A 21,388-nucleotide genomic window follows, 5' to 3' on the forward strand; every position below is an offset into this window, starting at 1 on the left:
ATCCTTTCAGTACACCCAATGAAAACGATAACACAAAAAATATTTTACCCTTTGACAGAGCCTGCGAGAAGCCCTTTGATAAAGTATTTTCCAAGAAGTATATAGACGAGCAGGGTCGGCAGCGCAGCCAATATCGCCCCTGCCATTTGGACGTTCCATTGCACAATTTGACTGCCTGATAGATTTTGCAAGGCAACCATCACCGGCTGATGCTCCGCAGTGGTCATCGTGACTGCAAATAAGAATTCATTCCACACATTTGTGAACTGCCAAATGGCCACCACAACAAATCCTGTGATCGAAAGCGGCAGAATCATATGTCTGAAAATCCCGATAAACCCTGCGCCATCCATTTTCGCCGATTCAATCATTTCATCTGGGATGCTCACATAGAAATTTCGGAACATGAGTGTTGTGATCGGAAGCCCATATACGACATGGACAAGCACAAGCCCTGGAATTGAATTATACAATCCGACTTCACGCAAAAATTGAATGAGCGGGATCAGAATACTTTGATATGGAATAAACATCCCAAACAGCATCAGCGTAAAGACGACTTCTGATCCTTTGAAACGCCATTTTGATAATACATAGCCATTCATTGCACCTAATACAGCTGACAATAAAGTAGCAGGAATGACAAGATAAAGAGAATTCATTAAATTGGGCGCCAGCTTTTCAAACGCGATTTGATAGCTTGAAAAATCAAAAGTAGATGGCAGCGACCACATTCGCTCAAGGGTGACTTCACCTAATGGCTTCAAGCTTGTGACGAGCATGACATAAACAGGCATCAGAAAAAAGAGACTGCACAAAATCAATAAAGCATAAAGAACTGGACGGACAAACCATCTGGCTGTCATGATGAAGCCCCCTTCCGGCTCGACAGGAGATATGGCACGATAAAGACCGCAACAGAGATCAGCATGACAACCGCAATGGCGGCACCGCCTGCATAATGGTTTCCTCTAAAGGTCATTTCAAACATATACACGCCCGGAACATCCGTGACAAAGTTCGCACCCGGCCCTGTCATCGAGTAAATCAAATCGAAGATCTTTAAAGAAATGTGAGCCATGATGATGACAACACTTGCAGTAATCGGTTTTAAAAGAGGGAAAATGATTTTCCAGTAAATCTGCCACTCCGTTGCACCATCCATTCTAGCAGCCTCTCTTACTTCCTCTGGAATTCCTCGCAGACCCGCCAAATACATCGCCAGAGAGAAGCCTGTCATTTGCCAAACAGCTGCAATCACAACAGCAATCATGGCCGCAGGTACACCAAACTCAATTTTCCCCCAGACAAATCCGGCCAATATATTCGTATCCGTATACCACTTAGGCTGGATACCAAGCGTTTTCAAAAATAAATTTACCCCAGTTGACGGGTTTAAAATCCATTGCCAGACGACTCCTGTGACAACGAAGGAAAGGGCCATCGGAAAGAAGAATAAATTCCGAAAAAGAGATTCCCCCTTGATCTTCTGATCTAGTAAAATCGCAAGTGCAAGACCAGAGATAATGACAGCCCCAATAAAAAATAAAGTGAAAAAGACCGTGTTTCGAAGATCTGATTGAAAGCGGAAATCTTGAAACAGCATGACATAGTTGCGAAGACCTGCGAAAGAGAAATCAGGAACAAGCGTGGTCCAGTTTGATAATGACACATATCCTGTCCAGCCGATAAAACCGTAAACAAAGATGAATAATAAAACTGCTGACGGGGCTAAAAAGAGCAGCGCCAGCAGCTGGTCTCCATTCCATTTTTTCCGCATACGTTTAACTTTGGGCACAGGTGTTTTTGTCATCGGCGATGTGTCTATGCTCATGAAACTACACTCCTTTTTAAAAAAGAGGCGGTGCCTAGCCGCCGCCTCCTTCGTCTTTATTTCATTGCCTCTTTTAAAGATGAAACAAACTGACTGCTGTCTTTTTGTGTCACGAAGATATTGACGGCTTGATTCGCTTTTGTCACAAACCCTTCTTCAGCAGCTGAGCCATGAGCAAGAGACGGCGCCAGTTTTGACTCTTTAAATGCCTTCATCGCCGATTTTCCGTATTCATCATATTTTGATACATCTGCATCCACACGTGCTGGAATCGATCCTTTTAACGGATTAAACGCATCCTGTCCTTCCACAGATCCTAAAACGGATAAGAATTTCTTCACGTTTTCTGGCTGTTTCACACCCTTTGGCAGTCCAAATGTATCGGTGATCACCATAAAGCTTCCTTCCGTTCCAGGAGTCGCCGCGTATCCAAAGTCTTGATTCACCTTCAAATCAAGATCATTCACAAAGTACCCCTTCGCCCAGTCGCCCATGACATTCATTGCCGCTTCTCCTTTTGCCACGAGCTGTGAGGCATCCTGCCAGTTACGTGAACTGTGATCGTCATTGACGTATTCGAGCATACGTCCAAAGATGTCTGCCGCTTCCTTCACTTTTGCGTCATCCATTTTCATATCGCCAGCCCAAAGTTTTTGATAATCATCTGCACCTAATACACCCAGCAAAACACTTTCAAACAAATGAGTCGCTGCCCAAGGCTCCTTATCTCCAAGTGCAAGTGGTGTGATTCCTTTTTTCTTTAATGCATCTGCTGTTTTGAAAAATTCATCAAATGTCGTTGGCGGCTCTAAGCCTGCATCATCAAATACTTTCTTGTTATACCAAAGCACATTGCCCCTGTGAATGTTCACTGGCACGGAATAGATTTTCCCATCTTTGCTGACAAGATCAATCAGTGATTCTGGAAATTTGTCTTTCCAGCCTTCTTTTTCATATAAATCATCCAGCGGCTCCATTTTGCCTGCCGCGACCCAGCTCTCATTCAGCTCCGCCCCGCCATGCACTTGAAACGTAGCAGGCGGATCATTTCCCTGCATCCGGCTAGTCAGGACAGCCTTTGCATTTGTACCAGCACCACCTGCGACGGCTGCATTTTCAATTGGAATGTCTTTATTCTCCTCTTCAAACAATTGAATGAGTGCCTTCAGCCCGTCTTCCTCACCTGCTCCTGTCCACCAAGAGAAAATTTCGAGCTTTTCCGCTCCGCCTTCTTTTTTTGCCTCTGAATTCGTCGATGAGCTGCAGGCAGTGACGATAAGCATACAGAGTGCCAGCAGTGTAAAGCCTAATTTGAACTTCATAATTGATCCCCCTATCCCCATTTTGTAAGCGTTATCAAAATAAGTATAATGGCAGATCCTTGCTTTTTTTCAGGCAAACTTCTTCACTTTTTTATGAAATTCTTCATTTTTTTACGGCCTGTTTTCGATATTCCTTCGGTGAACAGCCGACCATCTTCTTAAACACACGGCTGACGTAATTAGGATCTGTATATCCTGCCTGAAAGGTAATTTCTTTTAAGCTAAGCGTACTGTCTTTGAGGAGCTTTTTGATTTTATCCAGCCGGCAGGCTGTCACATACTCTTTAAATGTCAGACCCGTCTCGTCTTTAAATCGTTTTGTGAAATAGGTTGGACTTAAATCAACATAAGCGGCCGTTTGCTCAAGTGTGATTTGTTCACAATAATGCGTTTTGATGTAACGTTTTGCCCGCTCGATGTCATTGATGGTCTGTGTTCTCGCTTCATACACGTCAAATAGGTGTTCACAGCACTGGCGGCATTCAGCTGCGGTGCTGATTGTCAATATCGATAGATCTGTACGGAGGCGTGATTTGAAGAGAATCAGCAGTTCTTTTACCTGCGAAATCGCCGCCCCCTCTAATTCAAAGGCATCAAATAAAGCTAGCGCATCCTCTCTTCTCCCTTCCTCGAGCGCCTGCATCATGCTGTCTGCAAGCTCCGGCAGATGAATCAATGGGCGGGGCTTCACTTCTGTTTGGTAAAAGCCATAACGAACAACGCCGCCACTCTTTTTTCGCTGATAATAGGAAAGCTTCGCCTCTGCTGCACTTTTCTGAAGATGAAGCGGGTTTGAGACTGGATGCCCTATGCCAACGACAGGTGAAGGCTGACCGTTTGTCATGGCAGCTCGAATGGCTTGCAGCACCTCTGCCTTTAGCTGACCTGGTCCCTGCTGACTATAAATGAGACATGTAAACAGTTCTCCCCCCATCTGAATCGGCACCGTATGAAATCGTGCAGATTTCTGTAAATCGATCAACAGCTGATCTCCTTCTGTCCGCTGTACAGCAATGATAAGACCTGCTTCATATTCGGAAAATAGTTGTTGAAACTCCATTTCGGTATAAGATTGACCGTTCATGACATGCGCTTCAAGCCACTTTGACTGCTGATCGGCCGCTGCCTCCTGCCGCAGAGACGCCTCCTGCTGAATCTCTGCTGCTACAAATCGAATGGCTGCGATGGTTTCATCCTTGTCAGCTGGTTTGACGAGGTATTGTTTCACCCCTTCCTGCATCGCTTGCTTGGCGTAATCGAATGTATCGTAGGCTGTCAGCATAATGAATTTTGTATGAGGACTGCTTGCTTTGATCTGTTTGATCGCTGTCAGTCCATCCATGCCAGGCATCTGAATATCCATGAGCACAAGATGAATGGGCTCAGACTGCACGAATTCAACCGCCTTCTTTCCATTTTCCGCTTCTCCTGCTATATGACACTCTGGAAGCCATTCGGTTAAGAACTTCCGCATCGCTAGCCGTTCTATTTTTTCATCATCGACAATCAGCACGTTCAGCATGCCGGTCCCTCCTTTATCGGAATAGCCAATTGTATGGTGGTGCCTTCGTTTGGCTTTGAATCAATTTGAAGGGCATCTTGCACCCCGTAAAACAAGCGCAGTCTTGACATTACATTTCGAAGACCGATTCCTGTCGAGTGGCCTTTACTCAGTATGTTCGGATCTTCCTCTTCTTTTTCTGACAGCAATCTTCTTTTCTCCTGTTCATTGATGCCCATCCCATTGTCCTGAATCTGAATCATCACATAGCCGCCTTCTTGATAGATCGAGAGCTCAACAAGTCCCTCTTCCTCCTTTGGTTCAACGCCATGAATGAAGGCATTTTCGACAAGCGGCTGTAAGGTAAGACTTGGGATATGTACAGATAAACACGATTCATCGATGGACGTTTTGCACTTAATACGATCGGCAAATCTCGTTTCTTGTATATGAAAATATTCTTTCACCACTTTCACTTCTTGTTCCAATGTAACGGATGTACTGAGAGCAGACAGCGAATACCGCATCAGCGTGGAAACAGATTGAATCAACCTCGATGTGGCTTCTGCTGATTCTAAGTAAGCCATCCGTGAAACGATGTTTAATGTGTTAAATAAAAAATGCGGGTTCATTTGGTTTTGCAGCGTTTTTAGCTTCATGTCTTTGATTTTTTGATCTAATGCTGCCTTTTGTTTGATCTCTTCAATCATCATTTTCATCTCTTGCCGCATTCGCTGAAAGGCTTCATTTAAAACAGAGATTTCATCCTTTGTGGTAACATGCAAATTCGCTCCATCAAAATTTCCTTCTGATACTTCTTTTACACTTCGGGACAGATGAACGATGGGTCTTGAGATCCCGCCAGCAATCATATACGCCATCCATAAGGCGACCCCGATTGATAACGTAAACAGGCATAAGGTAAAGAGCGCATAGGTTTGATGCCTTTTTTGAAGAGATTGATAGAGTATCTGATACTCAGATAATTCATCATCAAGCAGGGTCATCGTCTGCTCTTGTATATAGGAGGAGACGGTTCTCACTTCCTTCACACTTGCAGCATATTCTTCGATTTTCCCTGCTTTCACATGTGTCATGGTCGCATCACTTTCATTGATGAGCGTCCGCATCATATATTGATATTTTTCAATAGAAGGAATTGCCGCATGAAGACCGGCATCCTTTCGCAGCGCTTGATCGTATGATTTCATTTTCTGTTTTGACGTAAGATATTCTTTGGCAAACTTCCGATCCTTTTCAATGGCATAGGCATTGACCTTTTCATACATCGTTTTCGCCTCTGTTGATATATCATTGAGCAAGAGAAAAGAACGGAAGCTCCGGCTATATTCTGATGTGATTTTTGAACTGCTCCAGTAGACAAAAAAAGCGGCTACGTTGCCAAGAAGCACAAGGATTAAAAATGCTAATAACAGCTTACTTCGAATCTTTCTCATGGCTGCATCCCCTGCTTTCTGTCTGTTTGCTGAAGAGGCAGATCCCCGCGCCGGATCACACTCGTTCCCGTGTACTGGAGCGGTTCTTCTTTTTCACCTTTCTGCAAACGAACAAGCGATTCAACCGCTTGATAGCCCATTTCATAAGGATGCTGCACGACGACGGCATCAATTGTCCCATCATCAAGCGCCTGAATCGTATCAGGCAATGTGTCAAATGCAAGCACATAAAAATCAGTGGATGATCGATACTGTGCAATTGCTTGGATGATGCCTGCACCATCTAATGCACTTGTGCCATAAAATGAGGTGAGCTTTGCATGATCGTTTAATAGTTTATAAGCGGCACCTGAGGCACCTGACTTCGTAATGGCTGATTCTTCTATTCCAGCAATATGAATGCGTTTTTCAGCAGAGACGGCATCTCGAAAGCCCTTGACGCGCAGCTTTTGATGAATGGCATCCAGCCTGCCTGTGACAATTCCTACATACTGTTCACCTTTTGTATCTGCGATGAGTGCCTGTCCTGCGATAAAACCTGAATAATAATTGTCCGTCCCTACATACACTTGACGCTTGCTCCCCTCTGCATCCGTATCGACGGTGACGACATCAATGCCTTTTTCCCTCGCCTTCTGAAAAAGCGGTTTGTATTTCTTAGCATCAAGTCCCTGCGTCATAATGCCATCAACATGCCCAGCGATCGCCATATCAATGGTTTTCAGATGATCGTCTACATCCGCCTGTTTTGGGCCCAAATATTCTAGATATACGTGATGAACGTCTGCCGCATCCGCAGCTCCCTTTTGTACAAGCTGCCAATATTCGTTATCAAGTTCCTCCGGTACAAGAACAAAATGGTATTGATACGTTGACGCCGTTTCATCGGAAGCGCTTTCAATTTTAAATAAATCTTGACCTAATAACGTTAAGAAGATGACAGATACCACACAAAATGTGAGAAATGCGCTCATTCCGATCCACTTAGATAATTTCACCGTGTCCTCCTCCTTCCCACTATTTCCGCATAAAAAAAAGAGCTGCTTATAAGCATACTCTCTCGACCTCTATAATTCCTTTGTCATAAATAAACTGTTTGGATCTTCTTGATATGTACCAAAAGGCGGACAATACTGAAATCCAGCGCTCTCATATAGTTTTCTTGCTGGTTCAAAGAAAGCCATTGCCCCTGTCTCTAAGCTGACACGTGTATACCCGCGCCGTTTTGCCTCTTGGAGAAGATGATTCAGCATATACCTCGCTACACCTTTTCGCATATGGAGGGCTGCGGTTCTCATCGATTTGATTTCCCCATGTTCACTTGACAGTTCCTTTAACGCTCCGCAGCCAAGAAGCTCCTCTCCATCCCGCACACTCCACACGGTGACATCCTGTTTTTTTAAATCAGTTAATGGAAGGGCATGAATGCTTTCTGGCGGCGAATGCTCCTTCATCTCTTCTATATGTGCGGTGATCAGCTGGTCAATTCGTCCATCTGTAAGTTCATCTTGTAGAATATACATTTTCAATCACTCCTTCACGAACATTGTACGTGAAGAGTTGAAATTTCATCTGCTGTTATGTCAGATAAACGAACAAACAACCGGCATCAACGAGCCAGTTGTTTGTTCGTTTGACAAGTATTTATGAAGAAAGAACTGCTTGTAATTCCTCTGCTGTACTGCTTTCAAGCTGACTTCCGACACCGACAGCCACCGCGCCTGCTTTGAGCCACTTTGGAACATCAGCTGGATGAATGCCGCCCGTAGGAATAAATTCAATCTCTGGAAATGGACCTTGCAGGTTTTTCATATAGGATAAACCGAAGGAGCCGCTTGGAAATAGCTTGAGCAAGCAGTAGCCATCTGCTTTCGCCTGCATGATTTCACTTGGGGTGAGGACACCTGGTACATAGAGTGTGTCGTAAAATGAGAGATGTTCACCAATCATAGGAAGATATCCTGGACTAACGATAAACTGTGAGCCTGCCTCAATGGCTGATTGTGCCTGCTCCAGCGTCGTAATTGTTCCCGCTCCTACAATGATGTCCTGCTCCTCTTGGAAGGATGCGATGATGCGTTCAGCATTTGGCGTGGTATACGTCACTTCAATGGCACGGACTCCTTTTTTCTTTAAACGCTCAATCATTTCAATACCTTCTGCTTCACTATCCGCTCTCACAACTGCGATCAATTTACAAGACGCTAGCTGCTTTTTAACGCTCAAACTTGCTGACTTTCCCATATCTCTCATCCCCTTTCATGTACTCCCGCCTTTGATATCGCTTGGCTTCTTTCATAAAAGCCTGAAGCTCCTCCCGGGTAGGCAGTCCATCCTTATCGCCCGGTGACATCACTGCAAGTGCCCCAACCGCATTGCCTCTTGTCACAGATTTTTCATCTGATAAGCCGTCAAGCAAGCCGCTGATGACCCCCACTGCAAATCCATCACCAGCTCCAACTGTGTCTACGACATCCTGCACATAAAAGCCATTCACAATTCCCTGACCGGCTGCACTTTTATAAAAGGCGCCTTCTGCCCCTAGCTTAATGACCACTAGCTTGACACCTTTTTGCAAATAAACATCTGCAATCTCTTCTGGCTCTTGATAACCCGTGAGCCTTTGCCCTTCTGCAAGCCCTGGAAAAAACCAATCCACTTGCGAAGCGATATGATTCACCGTATGAATCATATCTTCCTCCTCTTCCCACAGCTGAAGCCGAAGATTTGGATCAAATGAAATGGTTTTGCCCGCTTCTTTCATTTCTTGAAGGACACGAAAAGAAAACGCTCTCATTCCACTGGATAGGGCAGGTGGAATACCAGTCATATGAAGATGGCCTGCCTGTTTGAAATAGGCGGCGGGAAAGTCGCTTGGACTCATTGTGCTCGCAGCAGAGCCTTTTCGATAATACGTGACGTCAGGATCTCCATCCATCACTTTTGATTTAAGTAAGATTCCTGTTTGAGATCCATCATTTGAACGGAGCACTGCACTTGTATCGACCCCTTCTTTTTGAAGCTCTTCTAAAATGAATGTGCCAAGTGAATCTGCTCCGACTTTGCTCATCCATCCCACATGAAAGCCCAGCCTCGCCAAGCCGACAGCCACGTTACTCTCTGCACCAGCAAGCGCCTTTTGAAATGTATGCACTTGATGAAGCTCTCCAACTTCTTTTGCATAAAACATCGCCATTGATTCCCCAAATGTGACCGCATCCAACGCTTTCACTCATTTCTCCCCTTTCTTGGTACCGGTTTCAAATCAGTTGAAAAAGAGAGAGCATGCACGTATGTATACTCTTCTCTGCCTATCATTTATAAAGATTTCCTCATAATGATTTCTCCATCAAGCTGAATCGTTTGGGGCGCACTTTCATCCCCTTCTAGCCGTGTCTTGATTTTTTGCATGGCTGCTTTCCCCATTTCATGAGATGGCTGGGCAACCGTTGTGATTCCAGGTCCAATCAGCTTATACCATTCTGTATCATCAAACCCTGCAATGCCTATCTCTTTAGGAATCTTCACCCCAAGCTCTACAAGTTCACTAATCAGCTTCAGCATGAGTAATCCATTACCGGCTAAAATCGCTTTTTTCTGTTCGTTTGATTGTAAAAAACGGACAATCTCTTCGCGCATTTGTTCCTTTTGCTTTAAATCAATCTCTGCAATGATCGGCTTCTTCTGTTTACTCAAAGCTGTCTGTTCATATGCTTCCTTTCGTTCTTCACGAGGGCTGATTCCATCGACAGGCTCAGTAAAGAAAGCGATATGATCATAGCCTTTCTCATACATTTGTTGAAGCAGCCGGATGGTGATATCACGGTTATTCGTGGTCACTGTGTCGACTTTCAGTTCAGGCAGCTTCCGGTCCACAAGAACAATCGGCACACCATTTTTCTGAAAATCCTCCAGAATGTCATTGTTCTGTCCTGTCGTATTGATGATGAGCCCTTCAATATAATGTGCATTCAGCTTTAGGAGCATTTCCCGTTCTTTTTCTGGACGATTATCTGTGTTGCACACCATAATGCTGTATCCATATTCATCACAAATCTCTTCGACCCCGCGAAGTGTTGCCACAGAGAATGGATTCGTAATGTCGGCTACAATAAACCCAATGACCTTGCTTTTTCTGACTTTCAATCCTTGAGCAAGCTGACTCGGACGATAATGGAGTTCCTCAATGGCTTTCTTGATTTTTTTTACCTTTTCTGAAGAAATTTCATTTGTTCTGCCATTGATATATCTGGATACAGTTGATTTTGAGACCCCTGCATAAGCTGCAACTTCATTAATGGTGACTTTCGTTTGCTTTTTCTCTTTCATTCAAAAAAACTCCCACAATTGATCTTCTCATTTGGTTCGAAACCGATTTCAAATAAACTTAAAAAAAGCATATCATAATTGAATGCATTTCAGAAGATTTTTTTGCATGATGATGGCAAAAATTTGTCTAACCAGAGAAAAAGAAAGCGATTTCAAATTAACGGTTGACGGCGCTCTCTTTTTCCTCTAGAATTTTCCTTGAAACCGATACCAAATAAATATCAATATTTGTTTCAGATGGAAAGGGAGGCTTATCCAAATGGAAAATCGTTATGCTGTACATCCTGAGCAGGTCAAACGTTTTACAACAGAGGAACTTCGTCGTCATTTTCATATTCCTACGCTGTTTGTCAGTGGTGAATTAAAGCTCTATTACTCGCATGAGGACCGCGTGGTGATTGGCGGAGCCATGCCGGCAGCAGAGCCGATCACACTAGATGCCGGAGACTTTTTACGGACGGAGTATTTTCTTGAAAGACGAGAAATCGGGATTGTAAATGTCGGCGGACAAGGAACGGTCACTGTTGATGGTGAGGCCTTTGTGCTGGAGCATAAAGATTTCTTATATATTGGTCTTGGTCACGAAGATGTACAGTTCGCTAGTTCATCAGGCGAGCAGGCCAAGTTCTATTTAGTATCAGCCACGGCTCACAGGGCGTATCCTACGCAAAAAGCAGCCATCGCTGAATTAACACCAAACCACTTAGGGGAAGCAGCTGCTTCCAACGTTCGAAACCTGTATCAAGTCATCCATGCAGACGGCATCCAAAGCTGTCAGCTCATGATGGGCATCACTCAGCTTGAAACCAATAACACATGGAACACGATGCCCGCTCACATTCATGATCGCCGGATGGAAGTGTACTTATATCTTGATATCGAAGAGGATGCGCGGGTCTTTCATTTTATGGGGGAGCCATCTGAAACAAGACATCTTGTTGTGGGAAATGAGGAAGCAGTCATTTCACCTGCCTGGTCCATTCATTCAGGCTCAGGTACAGCGAATTACTCATTTATTTGGGCAATGGCGGGAGAAAACTATACATTCAAAGATATGGACTTTGTTCCAATGGATCAGCTGAGGTAACGAAAGTGATGACAACTTCATATGCAGCGTCCCTCTTTTCCCTTGAAGGAAAAACAGCCCTTGTGACAGGCCCTGGAACCGGTATTGGGCAAGGCATTGCCGTGGCGCTTGCCAAATCAGGAGCAGATATCATCGGCACATATCACCATACACCGCTTGAAGAAACAAAGGCACTTGTCGAACAGGCAGGCCGATCATTTCATGCGGTTCAGGTTGACTTTTCTAACCCTCAGTCTGCAAAGCAGGCTGTCGACGCCATATTAAAGAAGCATACGATTGATATTTTAATCAATAATGCTGGAACAATCAAAAGAGAGCAGGCGGCTCACTATTCAGAGGAAGATTGGCATACGGTCATGGATGTGAATATCAACAGTCTCTTTTTCCTCACACAAAAGATTGGACAGCAGATGCTGAAAAATGGGCAAGGGAAAATCGTCAATATCGCCTCCCTTCTATCGTTTCAAGGCGGCGTCTTTGTCCCTGCTTATACAGCAAGTAAGCATGCTGTCGCAGGGCTGACGAAAGCTTTTGCCAACGAATGGGCGAGCCAGCATATTCAAGTGAATGCGATTGCGCCTGGGTATATTGCGACCAATAACACACAAGCCATTCGTGACGACGAAAATCGAAATGAAGAGATTCTGAAACGAATTCCAGCCGGGCGCTGGGGAAAACCTGAGGATCTAGCCGGTGCGGCTGTTTTCCTTAGCTCACCAGCTTCTGATTATATGAACGGCCACATTTTAGCTGTTGATGGCGGCTGGCTTGCAAGATAAATATACGAGAGAATTCCTATTAGGGGATTCTCTTTTTTCTATTTGCATAATTCTCCACCTTCCGAGTCACTCTATAAAAAACATGTGATGAGGGTGAGGTATTATGAAAAGTCGTATTGAACAAGATATAGCGTCCGTCATTAAGCGTGTCAAAAGCTTTGCCGGAAGAAGTGATGATATCGTGTTCCACTCTTTTTCATTTGGTCCTTCCACTATTTCTGCATGTCTCGTGTACGTTGAAGGACTCACAGAATTTGAGATGCTTTCTAAGCAAATCATTTCACCTATGCAAAAGGAACTCGACATCACCGAGGTTGGTTCTGCTACACTTTCCTCCCTTTCAAAAACGTTCTTTGGCATTCAAAGTGATGTGCTGGATGATATGAACCTTGCCATCGAGCAGTTATATAGCGGCAGGGCTATTTTATTTGTAGATGGAGCGGCTCAAGCGCTTGCGCTCCATACGAATCTTTTTCAATTTAGAGAAGTAGAAGAGCCGCAATCTGAAGTTCTTGTAAGAGGACCGCGGATCGGATTTATTGAGAATCTTGAAAAAAACACGGCTTTACTCCGTGAGCGGGCAAACGATCCTCACCTTGTGATTCAAAAGGTGAGTATAGGTACTCGAAATAAAAAATCCGCTGCTCTTGTGTATGTTCGTGATATTGCTGATCCTAAACTAGTAGAAGATGTGCTATCACGCATGACCGAAATCAAAATGGATGATATCCCTGAAACCGGCTATATTGAACAGCTGATTGAGGACAGTCATATCTCCATTTTTCCACAGATACAAAACACAGAACGTCCAGACCGAGTGATTGCATCTGTACTTGAAGGCAAAGTCTCGATTTTGCTCGATGGAACTCCTTTTGCCCTCATTTTACCTATGACAATTACAGCTTTGATGCAATCTCCGGAGGATTATTATCAGAGGTGGACTAGCGCAACTCTTTTACGTTTACTCCGTTATATCGCTGTTTTGCTCACGATTTTTTTACCCGGGCTTTACATTGCACTTGTCTCTTATCACCCAGGCTTATTACCAACACGAATGGCACTCACCATCGCAGGCAGCCGGCAGAATGTTCCCTTCCCTCCTGTTGTGGAAGCCATTCTCATGTCTTTTACGATAGAGCTGCTGCGGGAAGCTGGACTACGGCTTCCAAGAGCCATCGGACAGACAATTGGGCTCATTGGCGGCGTTATTATTGGTCAGGCGGCTGTCCAAGCCAATATCGTCAGTGCCTTAATGGTGATTATTGTGTCACTGACTGCATTGGCTGACTTCACGGCACCGTCATATGACTTTAGTTTTCCACTGCGTATTTTGCGGTTTATGGCGATTTTTAGTTCAGCATTGTTTGGATTATACGGTTTAATCATGTGTTATTTATTTGTGCTTTGCCACCTGATGCAGTTAAAGACCTTTGGTTTTGACTATTTCACACCAGTGCTTTCTTCACCGTTTTCAGATTTAAAGGATACGTACGTTCGTTTACCAATCGGGCTATTTAAAACTAGACCGAAAACAGCAAAAATAAAAAATCTCAAAAGACAAGGAGATTAAACGATGTACAGACCTGAAAAGCTATCATTGTTACAAGTCACCATTCTGTGCAGCTCTACAATGATAGGCGCTGGAATTTTAACCATTCCACGCAGTTCCGCCCATTCAGGAGTCCCTGATGGCTGGATCATTGTATTAATACAGGGAGTCATCTTTGCTTTCGTTGCTTTTTTGTTGGGCTGGATTGCTGAAAAGAATGCACCAGACACCATTTTTGAGTCAAATACAAAAGGAGCAGGGGCATTCTTTGGCACAATCTTTAATTTAATGCTAATTGCTTATCTTCTAGGAATTGTCGGCTTTGAAGCGCGTGTCCTCGGGGAAGTGGTTCAATTTTTCCTGCTGCAATCGACTCCCATGACCGTGATTGTGATGATTTTTTTACTCGTAGCGATCTATCATTTGAAAAGCGGTATCTTTCCAGTTGTCAAAATGGTGACCTATATTTATCCAATCACCATGGTCATTTACATAGCGCTCATGCTGTTTTGTTTGAAAATATTTGATTTTGATTATTTGCGTCCTGTGATGGCGCATGGTTTTGAAGATTTTAGTAACCTGTTCTCTCAAACCTTTATTCAATTTACAGGCTTTGAAGTGATTTTGTTTGTCGTGCCGCTCATTTATAAAGACAAATGGTCGAAGGCAAAATGGGCAGCTGCCATCGGCGTTGGCATTACGTCTCTCGTGTACTCTCTCACACTCTTTATAGTGATTGGCTCCATGACCGTGGGTGAAACGAAATCTCTCACCTGGCCAACGGTTTCCCTCATTCAAGCGCTTGAACTTGAAGGGGTGTTTATCGAACGATTTGATATTTTCTTACTGACGATTTGGACCTGCCAGCAGTTCATTTGTATGCTGGGCTTTTTCCAATTTGCGATTAAAGGCTGCTTCACCGTTTTTAAAACGACCAATATAACGAGACTGCTCTGGCTGTTATTTTTAATTACATCAGCACTCTCACTTTTTCCAAGAAATATCAATGAAGTCTTTTACTACTCTACTTTACTTGGCTACTCATTGTTCGCGGTTTTAGCCATTCCTTTTATTACAGCTGTCCTGCTGATGATACGCAAAAAATGGGGAGGTCGTTCTGCATGAGAGGAAGACGTGTACTTTTATTCTTTTTGTCCTGCTTTCTTTTCCTTCTATCAGCAGGATGCTGGGACTTAAAGGATATTGAAAAACTATCGTTTGTACGCGGTGTTGGCATAGATGAGGAAGAAGAGAATAGAGTTAAGCTGACCTACCAAAACCTTGTACCGAAAACGGGCGGAACCCAAGAAGTCGATTCTCCCGGCTATGTGAATGTCGTCTCGAAGGGAAAAAATGTGCTGGAGGCTGTCAGTAATGTCGCCTTGAAGGACCCGCCGATCTATAGTGATCACCTGAAAATCTTCTTGTTCGGCAAAACCCAGGCGGAGCATCACGATATTCAAGGAACACTCAATCATTTTATTCGAGATGATGAGGTTCGGCGCAGCAGCTATCTCCTCGTGACACGAGGTGATGCGTCAAAAGTCATCAATCAAAAATTGAAATCACAGCAAAAGGTACCGGTTGAACATATCTTCGAAACATCCAAAAACCGAAGCTTTAACGGAAAGATTGCACTTCCAACACGTATTGGCCGGGCGTCTGATTACTTTCAGATGGGCGTTAGCTTTCTTGTGCAAAGTGTAGATGCGGTAGACGGTGAACTTATTTATGATGGGGCAGGTATCATTCACGGAAAAACAAGAAAGCTGATCGGTTTCATCTCTGCACAGGATGTACAATATTTAAACTGGGTGATGGACCGTATCGCAGGCGGCGTTGTACCTGCCACCTATAAAGGCTTTCCAATTACGTATGAAATTAAGAAAGCCAAAACCAAAATTGAACCCTACCTGAAAGACGGAAAGATTTCATTTAACGTTAGAGTACAAACAAATGGAAAATTGTCAGAGGATCAATATCCCCCTGAAAACTCATACGATGAACAGTACATTAAACGATTTGAGAAGATTTTTTCTCATAAAATTAAAGAGCGCATACAAAAAACGGTCAGTCATATGCAACATGAAGTAGGTGTTGATCCTATTTTTTTTAGCCGGCAGTTTCGTATTAAGTATCCTGAATATTGGGATCAGCATCGAGATGAATGGGACAAACTATTTCAAGAAGCAGACATAACGTATGACATAAAAGTGAGCATCTTGAATTTTGGTGCAGAAGGCGCAACGAAAAGCTTCAGATGGTAATGCAAAAAGGCGGTTATCCCAAAAGAGAGCCGCCTTTTTTACGTACGACAATGAGAAGCTGATACAAAGTCACTTGATCAGACAACGCTTTTGTTTGAAAGCCAAGTGATGCTCCTATTCTTGCCACCTCGTCAAAAAACAATTGGACGTTTTGATCAATCTGTACATTGATCCGCTGCTCGATCACGCGTTCAAATAATTGGTCTGGGAAAAGCGCACGCATGGTGTTTGGTGTGAAGAACCGTATATGGGTTCGGTCTAAGATTCCTACATCTTGATAAGTAAAATCACCTGTCATCAAAGGAAGAAGCACCTCTGCATGCATCATGTTAGGCAGGCAGCAAATGATGACGCCGCCTGGCTTTAAAGAGGCGTGCGCTTGCTCAATGATGTGCCAAGGATCTGACACATGCTCTAAAACATCCGAAAAAATGACCGCATCAAAAAAGGCCTCTTTTTCTGACCATGGGTATTCATCTGCATTTGCCTCGATGACTTCTTCATAATACGCCTTTGCGACCGCTGCTTTTAATGTATCTGCCTCTACCCCGTACATGTGTACAGACTGCCGATTCATCAGTTCAAGCCCAGTTGCGCCAGCTCCGCACCCAACATCCAGCACGTGTGCAGCGTCCTCAGGGAGTAATTCCGCAAAATACGGATGAGGAGTGATCAAATTTAGATCTATGCCCCACTTATCTAAAAATCGAAGTCTATTCTCAGTAAACAGTGTAGAGATGTTCGTATCTTGATTGGCATTGAAGGTAGCATGACCATGATGATGCACAAAGGAATCATGCACAATTTGCAGCTGATATCCTTTTAATAATGACCGCAAACATAGATCGTCATCCTCAAATGATCCATATACAAACCGCTCATCAAATAATCCCACATCCTCGATCAGCTTTCTTTTCACGAGCAAGCAAAACCCTACAAGCCGGTGCACATAAGTTCTCTGACCTTTTCTCTTAGACGTATACTCCTTAGCAAAGGCTGGGAGCTCCTTCACATCTGTATACGATGGCTGGACCATCTGAGGGCCGCTTACATAATTAGAGACGGGCCCCACCATCCCAATCTGTTCTGAAGCGAATAGCGCCTCTTTTAATGGAGGAAGCCAATTTTCCGTCACGATCGTGTCATTATTTAAAAAGAGAATGCTGTCTCCTGAAGCTTTTTTTGCCCCTTGATTACATCCCTTTGCAAAACCTTCATTCTCTTCATTATCAATGAAAATCACATCATCCAGCTCTCTTACATATTCCTTCGTGCCATCAGTTGACGCATTATCGACGACGATGAGTTCATATTGGCCGCTGTTCGTATGCTGTTTCATGCTCTCGATACATGTTTTCGTCAAATGCAGTTCATTGTACGTCAGCATGACAATGCTTGTTTTCCCTTTCATCTCATTTCCACCTTTCACCCGCCTGTTCCATATGTATGTGATAGGCAGCACGTTCAGAAGATGAGGGAATGTCCTTTCTTGATTAAACGTTTGTTTAACATAGAAAAACCAGCTGCACACGGCAGCTGGCCATCGTTCATACCGTTTTTCCTTCGCCACTTGTGACGGCACGATTTCTCTTTTTTAAATCTTCTTCAATTTCTTCAAGACTTTTCCCCTTCGTTTCGGTCACCAAGTATTTTACAAATAAGAAGGCGACTACGCCAATGACCGCATAAATGAGGAAGAGATTACTGATGCCAATCGCGCTTAATAAAGCTGGGAATGTCAGCGAGATGATTAAATTTCCTGTATGAAGAAGGAAGGTCGAGACACCTGTACCGATTCCCCTGACATGTACTGGGAACAGCTCTGGAAGCATCACCCAAACGACAGGACCCCAGCTGACAGCAAAGATGACGATAAAGAGACCCAAACAAATAACGGTTGTCCATCCTGCTGCTGTTGATCCTTCAAAAAATCGGTTGACCACTGACAGGACAATTAAACTAAGGACCATTCCTGCATTCCCAAATAGGAGCAGCGCTTTACGCCCTACACGGTCAATGATTTTAATGGCAACAAACGTCATGATGACATTCACTGCACCAATTCCGACAGTTCCTAAAATCGCTGCTGAATTCCCAAAGCCAACACTTGTGAATGTTTTTGGTGCATAGTAAATGATCGTATTTGTACCGATAAACTGCTGCAGAAAGGCAAGGCCGACACCAGCAATCAATGCTGGGCGTACCCATGGCTCAAATAATTCCTTAAAACCGCCTTTCTCTTCACTTTCCGCCTTTTGAATATCTGAAATTTCTTCTGCCACTTCTTGCTTACTTTTTCTGAGTTTAGATAATATCTCCTTCGCACGGTCAGCCTGTCCGTGGACAAACAGCCAGCGGGGACTTTCCGGCATAAACAAAATCCCGAATAATAAAAGAACAGAAGGAACAACCGCAATTCCAAGCATCAAGCGCCATGCCTCTGCATCCGCTAAAGCGTAGTTCACAATATAGGCAAGAAGAATACCAAATGTGATCATGAGCTGGTTTAAAGAGGACAGTGCCCCTCGTGATTCCTTTGGCGCAAGTTCAGATAAATATAATGGAACAATCGTTGTCGAGCACCCGACAGCGAGCCCTAGTACAATTCGGAATAAGATCATCACTTCCGTATTCGGGGCGAGAGCTGTACCAAATCCACCGATAATAAACAAAATAGCTGCGGCGATGATGGCTTTTTTCCGCCCAAATTGGTCTGTCAGCTTTCCAGAAAGAGAGGAACCAAGCATCGCCCCGATTAAAATCGAGCTGACGACAAGCCCCTCTGTAAACGCATTTAAACCTAAATCTTCTTTCATAAATAAGATGGCGCCAGAGATGACACCTGTATCATAGCCATATAAGGCACCGCCAAGGGCGCCGAAGAAATAAAGCCATCCATTCCGATTTTTCATATACATAACCCCACTTTTGTCTCTGTACTCTATGAAAAGTCATTTTCCTCACTTCCTGTCATTTCAAACATTTCGATGTTTTATGACAAATATATTTCATTTGTGTATCTTTGAAACTTTTTACGAGAAGGAAACGTCAATTAAGCGTTAGTGAAAAAAATGTCGCACTATATCCCGTTTTAAGGTATATTTGTTTTAGTTTGTAAGCAGAAAGAAGGACATCTTTACTATAAAATCATAGCGAGGGTTTAAAATATATGGATCAATCACGAAGTAAACGCAAAGGAAAAAAGCGTTTAAAACCATGGGTGAAAGTCACTCTTTTTATCATTAGTATTCTTTTACTGACAACGGCTTCAGTCACAGGCTATGCCTACTATAAAATAACCAATGCTGCTAAAAAGGCTCAAGTATCTCTTGATCGCGGCGCACAATCTGTGAAACGAATTGAAGCATTCGATCCAGGAAAAGACAGTTTTTCTGTCTTGCTGCTTGGAATTGACAGCAGACCGGGCGAAACAGTGAAACAAGCACGAAGTGACGCAATGGTGTTGGCAACCATTAACCGCACAAATAAAACCGTTAAATTATTAAGCATTCCTAGGGACTCATACGTTAATATTCCAGGCCACGGTTTTGATAAAATTACTCACGCACACGCATTTGGCGGTGCAGATTTAACAGTGAGCACAGTTGAAGATTTACTAGATATTCCGGTCGATTTTGTCATCCAAAGTAATTTCGTAGCGTTTAAAGAAATCGTCAACGAATTAAACGGTGTTCCTATTAACATCAAGGATGAGTATCTTGTGAAACAGATTAAAAAGGATACAAAAGGCAAGGTTGTGCTTCAAACTGGAACTCATACACTAGATGGTGATCAAGCGCTCGCATATGTGAGAACGAGAAAAGCAGATAGTGACTTAATGCGTGGACAGCGACAAATGGAAGTATTAAAAGCCATTTTTGATAAATCAAAATCATTAACATCTATTCCGTCATACGACAATATCATTGATACACTCGGTGATAATGTGTCAACCACCCTTTCTATGAAGGAGTTAGTCGGTCTTTTCCCGCTTCTGACTTCATTGAAATCGGTTGATACCATTCAGCTTAAAGGATCGGATTACCAGCCAAACGGCGTTTATTATTTCCAATTGGATCAAAACCAGCTGAACGAAGTAAAAACAGAATTGAAGAAGCAGCTTGAATTATCATAAATAAAAGCGTCCCTTTGGGGCGCTTTTAGATTGTTGACAAAGGGCTAAAATGATCTTGATTTTAGCCCTTTGTCTTATTTCCTTGATCATTCACTCATTTTTGTTTAGCCTTGATAGAGAGGAATCAACCTTCCTTTTTTATGAGAATGAAGAAAATCGTACATACTTTGAAGAGGCTATTGCATGAATGAAGGAGGATTTGACAGCGATGAAAAAAATGATTGCAATTGATTTAGACGGTACACTCTTAAATACAAAAAGTGAAATATCCGCTCAAAACCGTGAGGCATTGATTCGTGCAAAGGAAGCTGGATATATTGTGACCATCTGTACAGGGCGGGCAACTTTTGATGTAAAGGAGCTGCTTGGCGATTTGGACATCCCCATTATTGCGGCAAACGGCGGGACTGTCCATACAGAAGGATACGAGCTCTTCAGCCGTATCACATTGGACCAAGAAGCGGGCAATCGGGCTGCAAAGGCATTAGTGGAACGAAACATTTACTTTGAAGTCTATACAGATGATGCTCTTCTCTCTCCTTTTGATGGAAAAGAGAAGCTGAAAGCAGAATTTGATCTGATCAAAAGCGCAAACCCAAATGAGGATCTCGCTGATCTATGGGAAGGAGCCATGACGCAATTTAAACAATTTGGCATCAAACCAGTAGATGATATCCGTGAGATTTTTGAGTCGAACGAACCGACCTATAAATTACTCTGCTTCTCTTTTGATATGAACAAACTGAACGAAGCACGAAATCTTCTGGCAGACATGCCCGAGCTTTCATTGACCTCGTCTGGAAAGCATATTATTGAGGTGCTGCCAAAAGAGTCTGGAAAAGGACATGCCCTGAAAAAGCTCGCAGCCCATTATGGTGTAGAGCGCTCACATATTTATGCAATTGGTGACAGCCCAAACGACCTTTCTATGTTTGAAGAAGCAGGCCACCGCATTGCAATGGGGAATGCTGTTGATGTCATTAAAGAAAAGAGCACCTTCATCACAAAAGGAAATCATGAAGACGGTGTCGCTTATTTTATTGATCTTCTTTTACAAAATCAATTCCATGAAAAAAAGACGCTTGTCTGATCAGCGCCTAGAGAGAAGTCCAGAAGTCCGATACAAGT

Annotated in this window: 19 protein-coding genes; 7 read left to right on the forward strand and 12 right to left on the reverse strand. The window is 43.4% G+C overall.

Annotation, left to right across the window (positions count from 1 at the left end; all coding sequences use genetic code 11):
• Nucleotides 1–44: 44 nt before the first annotated feature.
• The 10 genes from MHB66_RS16710 to MHB66_RS16755 form a co-directional block, all read right to left on the reverse strand.
• Nucleotides 45–866 carry a carbohydrate ABC transporter permease gene (locus MHB66_RS16710; protein ID WP_046313044.1) on the reverse strand — a complete coding sequence of 274 codons (822 nt, stop codon included), beginning with the start codon at nucleotides 864–866 and terminating at the stop codon, nucleotides 45–47.
• Nucleotides 863–1,834: a sugar ABC transporter permease gene (locus MHB66_RS16715; RefSeq protein WP_046313043.1), complete on the reverse strand. Its 972-nt coding sequence runs from the start codon at nucleotides 1,832–1,834 to the stop codon at nucleotides 863–865. The genes MHB66_RS16710 and MHB66_RS16715 overlap by 4 nt, the downstream gene beginning before the upstream one ends.
• A gap of 56 nt (nucleotides 1,835–1,890) precedes the next feature.
• A complete protein-coding gene (locus MHB66_RS16720) occupies nucleotides 1,891–3,156 on the reverse strand; it encodes an ABC transporter substrate-binding protein (RefSeq protein ID WP_046313041.1) in 1,266 nt (421 codons plus the stop codon).
• Nucleotides 3,157–3,259: 103 nt separating this feature from the next.
• Nucleotides 3,260–4,678: a response regulator gene (locus MHB66_RS16725; protein WP_041115557.1), complete on the reverse strand. Its 1,419-nt coding sequence runs from the start codon at nucleotides 4,676–4,678 to the stop codon at nucleotides 3,260–3,262.
• The gene (locus MHB66_RS16730) at nucleotides 4,672–6,114 is read right to left on the reverse strand and encodes a sensor histidine kinase (protein ID WP_041115556.1); all 1,443 of its coding nucleotides are present in this window, start codon (nucleotides 6,112–6,114) and stop codon (nucleotides 4,672–4,674) included. Before MHB66_RS16730 ends, MHB66_RS16725 begins: the two co-directional genes overlap by 7 nt.
• Entirely contained in the window at nucleotides 6,111–7,112 is a 1,002-nt protein-coding gene (locus MHB66_RS16735) for a sugar-binding protein (RefSeq protein WP_034281148.1), read from the reverse strand. The genes MHB66_RS16730 and MHB66_RS16735 overlap by 4 nt, the downstream gene beginning before the upstream one ends.
• A gap of 69 nt (nucleotides 7,113–7,181) precedes the next feature.
• Nucleotides 7,182–7,637: a GNAT family N-acetyltransferase gene (locus MHB66_RS16740; protein WP_024423655.1), complete on the reverse strand. Its 456-nt coding sequence runs from the start codon at nucleotides 7,635–7,637 to the stop codon at nucleotides 7,182–7,184.
• Nucleotides 7,638–7,758: 121 nt separating this feature from the next.
• On the reverse strand, nucleotides 7,759–8,358 hold the full coding sequence (locus MHB66_RS16745; RefSeq protein ID WP_041115555.1) for a bifunctional 4-hydroxy-2-oxoglutarate aldolase/2-dehydro-3-deoxy-phosphogluconate aldolase: 600 nt from the start codon (nucleotides 8,356–8,358) through the stop codon (nucleotides 7,759–7,761).
• Nucleotides 8,330–9,346 (reverse strand): sugar kinase, encoded by a 1,017-nt coding sequence (locus tag MHB66_RS16750; protein ID WP_080943484.1) that lies wholly within the window; start codon nucleotides 9,344–9,346, stop codon nucleotides 8,330–8,332. Before MHB66_RS16750 ends, MHB66_RS16745 begins: the two co-directional genes overlap by 29 nt.
• An 86-nt stretch (nucleotides 9,347–9,432) precedes the next feature.
• Nucleotides 9,433–10,443 carry a LacI family DNA-binding transcriptional regulator gene (locus MHB66_RS16755; protein WP_046313034.1) on the reverse strand — a complete coding sequence of 337 codons (1,011 nt, stop codon included), beginning with the start codon at nucleotides 10,441–10,443 and terminating at the stop codon, nucleotides 9,433–9,435.
• A 259-nt stretch (nucleotides 10,444–10,702) separates the two neighbouring features.
• Between MHB66_RS16755 and kduI the strand changes: the two genes are divergently transcribed.
• The 5 genes from kduI (at nucleotide 10,703) to MHB66_RS16780 (ending at nucleotide 16,125) form a co-directional block, all read left to right on the forward strand.
• Complete coding sequence (gene kduI / locus MHB66_RS16760) at nucleotides 10,703–11,530, forward strand: 5-dehydro-4-deoxy-D-glucuronate isomerase (RefSeq protein ID WP_046313033.1); 828 nt, start codon at nucleotides 10,703–10,705, stop codon at nucleotides 11,528–11,530.
• Nucleotides 11,531–11,538: 8 nt separating this feature from the next.
• Nucleotides 11,539–12,309, forward strand: coding sequence for a 2-dehydro-3-deoxy-D-gluconate 5-dehydrogenase KduD (kduD, locus tag MHB66_RS16765; protein WP_046313029.1), 771 nt, complete (start codon nucleotides 11,539–11,541; stop codon nucleotides 12,307–12,309).
• Between the two features lie 103 nt (nucleotides 12,310–12,412).
• Nucleotides 12,413–13,879 (forward strand): spore germination protein, encoded by a 1,467-nt coding sequence (locus MHB66_RS16770; RefSeq protein ID WP_041115551.1) that lies wholly within the window; start codon nucleotides 12,413–12,415, stop codon nucleotides 13,877–13,879.
• Nucleotides 13,880–13,882: 3 nt separating this feature from the next.
• The gene (locus MHB66_RS16775) at nucleotides 13,883–14,983 is read left to right on the forward strand and encodes a GerAB/ArcD/ProY family transporter (protein WP_041115550.1); all 1,101 of its coding nucleotides are present in this window, start codon (nucleotides 13,883–13,885) and stop codon (nucleotides 14,981–14,983) included.
• A complete protein-coding gene (locus tag MHB66_RS16780) occupies nucleotides 14,980–16,125 on the forward strand; it encodes a Ger(x)C family spore germination protein (protein WP_041115549.1) in 1,146 nt (381 codons plus the stop codon). The genes MHB66_RS16775 and MHB66_RS16780 overlap by 4 nt, the downstream gene beginning before the upstream one ends.
• A gap of 13 nt (nucleotides 16,126–16,138) precedes the next feature.
• Here the strand turns inward: MHB66_RS16780 and MHB66_RS16785 are convergent, their stop codons facing one another.
• Entirely contained in the window at nucleotides 16,139–17,536 is a 1,398-nt protein-coding gene (locus tag MHB66_RS16785; protein WP_041115548.1) for a bifunctional glycosyltransferase family 2 protein/class I SAM-dependent methyltransferase, read from the reverse strand.
• A gap of 136 nt (nucleotides 17,537–17,672) precedes the next feature.
• On the reverse strand, nucleotides 17,673–19,037 hold the full coding sequence (locus tag MHB66_RS16790; protein WP_117603441.1) for a sugar porter family MFS transporter: 1,365 nt from the start codon (nucleotides 19,035–19,037) through the stop codon (nucleotides 17,673–17,675).
• 257 nt (nucleotides 19,038–19,294) lie between these two features.
• Between MHB66_RS16790 and MHB66_RS16795 the strand changes: the two genes are divergently transcribed.
• Nucleotides 19,295–20,260, forward strand: coding sequence for an LCP family protein (locus MHB66_RS16795; RefSeq protein ID WP_025093927.1), 966 nt, complete (start codon nucleotides 19,295–19,297; stop codon nucleotides 20,258–20,260).
• Between the two features lie 208 nt (nucleotides 20,261–20,468).
• A complete protein-coding gene (locus MHB66_RS16800) occupies nucleotides 20,469–21,350 on the forward strand; it encodes a Cof-type HAD-IIB family hydrolase (RefSeq protein WP_200896496.1) in 882 nt (293 codons plus the stop codon).
• Nucleotides 21,351–21,388: the final 38 nt, after the last annotated feature.

The organism is Bacillus sp. FSL L8-0167 (genome assembly GCF_038630295.1).
Taxonomy (GTDB): domain Bacteria; phylum Bacillota; class Bacilli; order Bacillales; family Bacillaceae; genus Bacillus; species Bacillus safensis.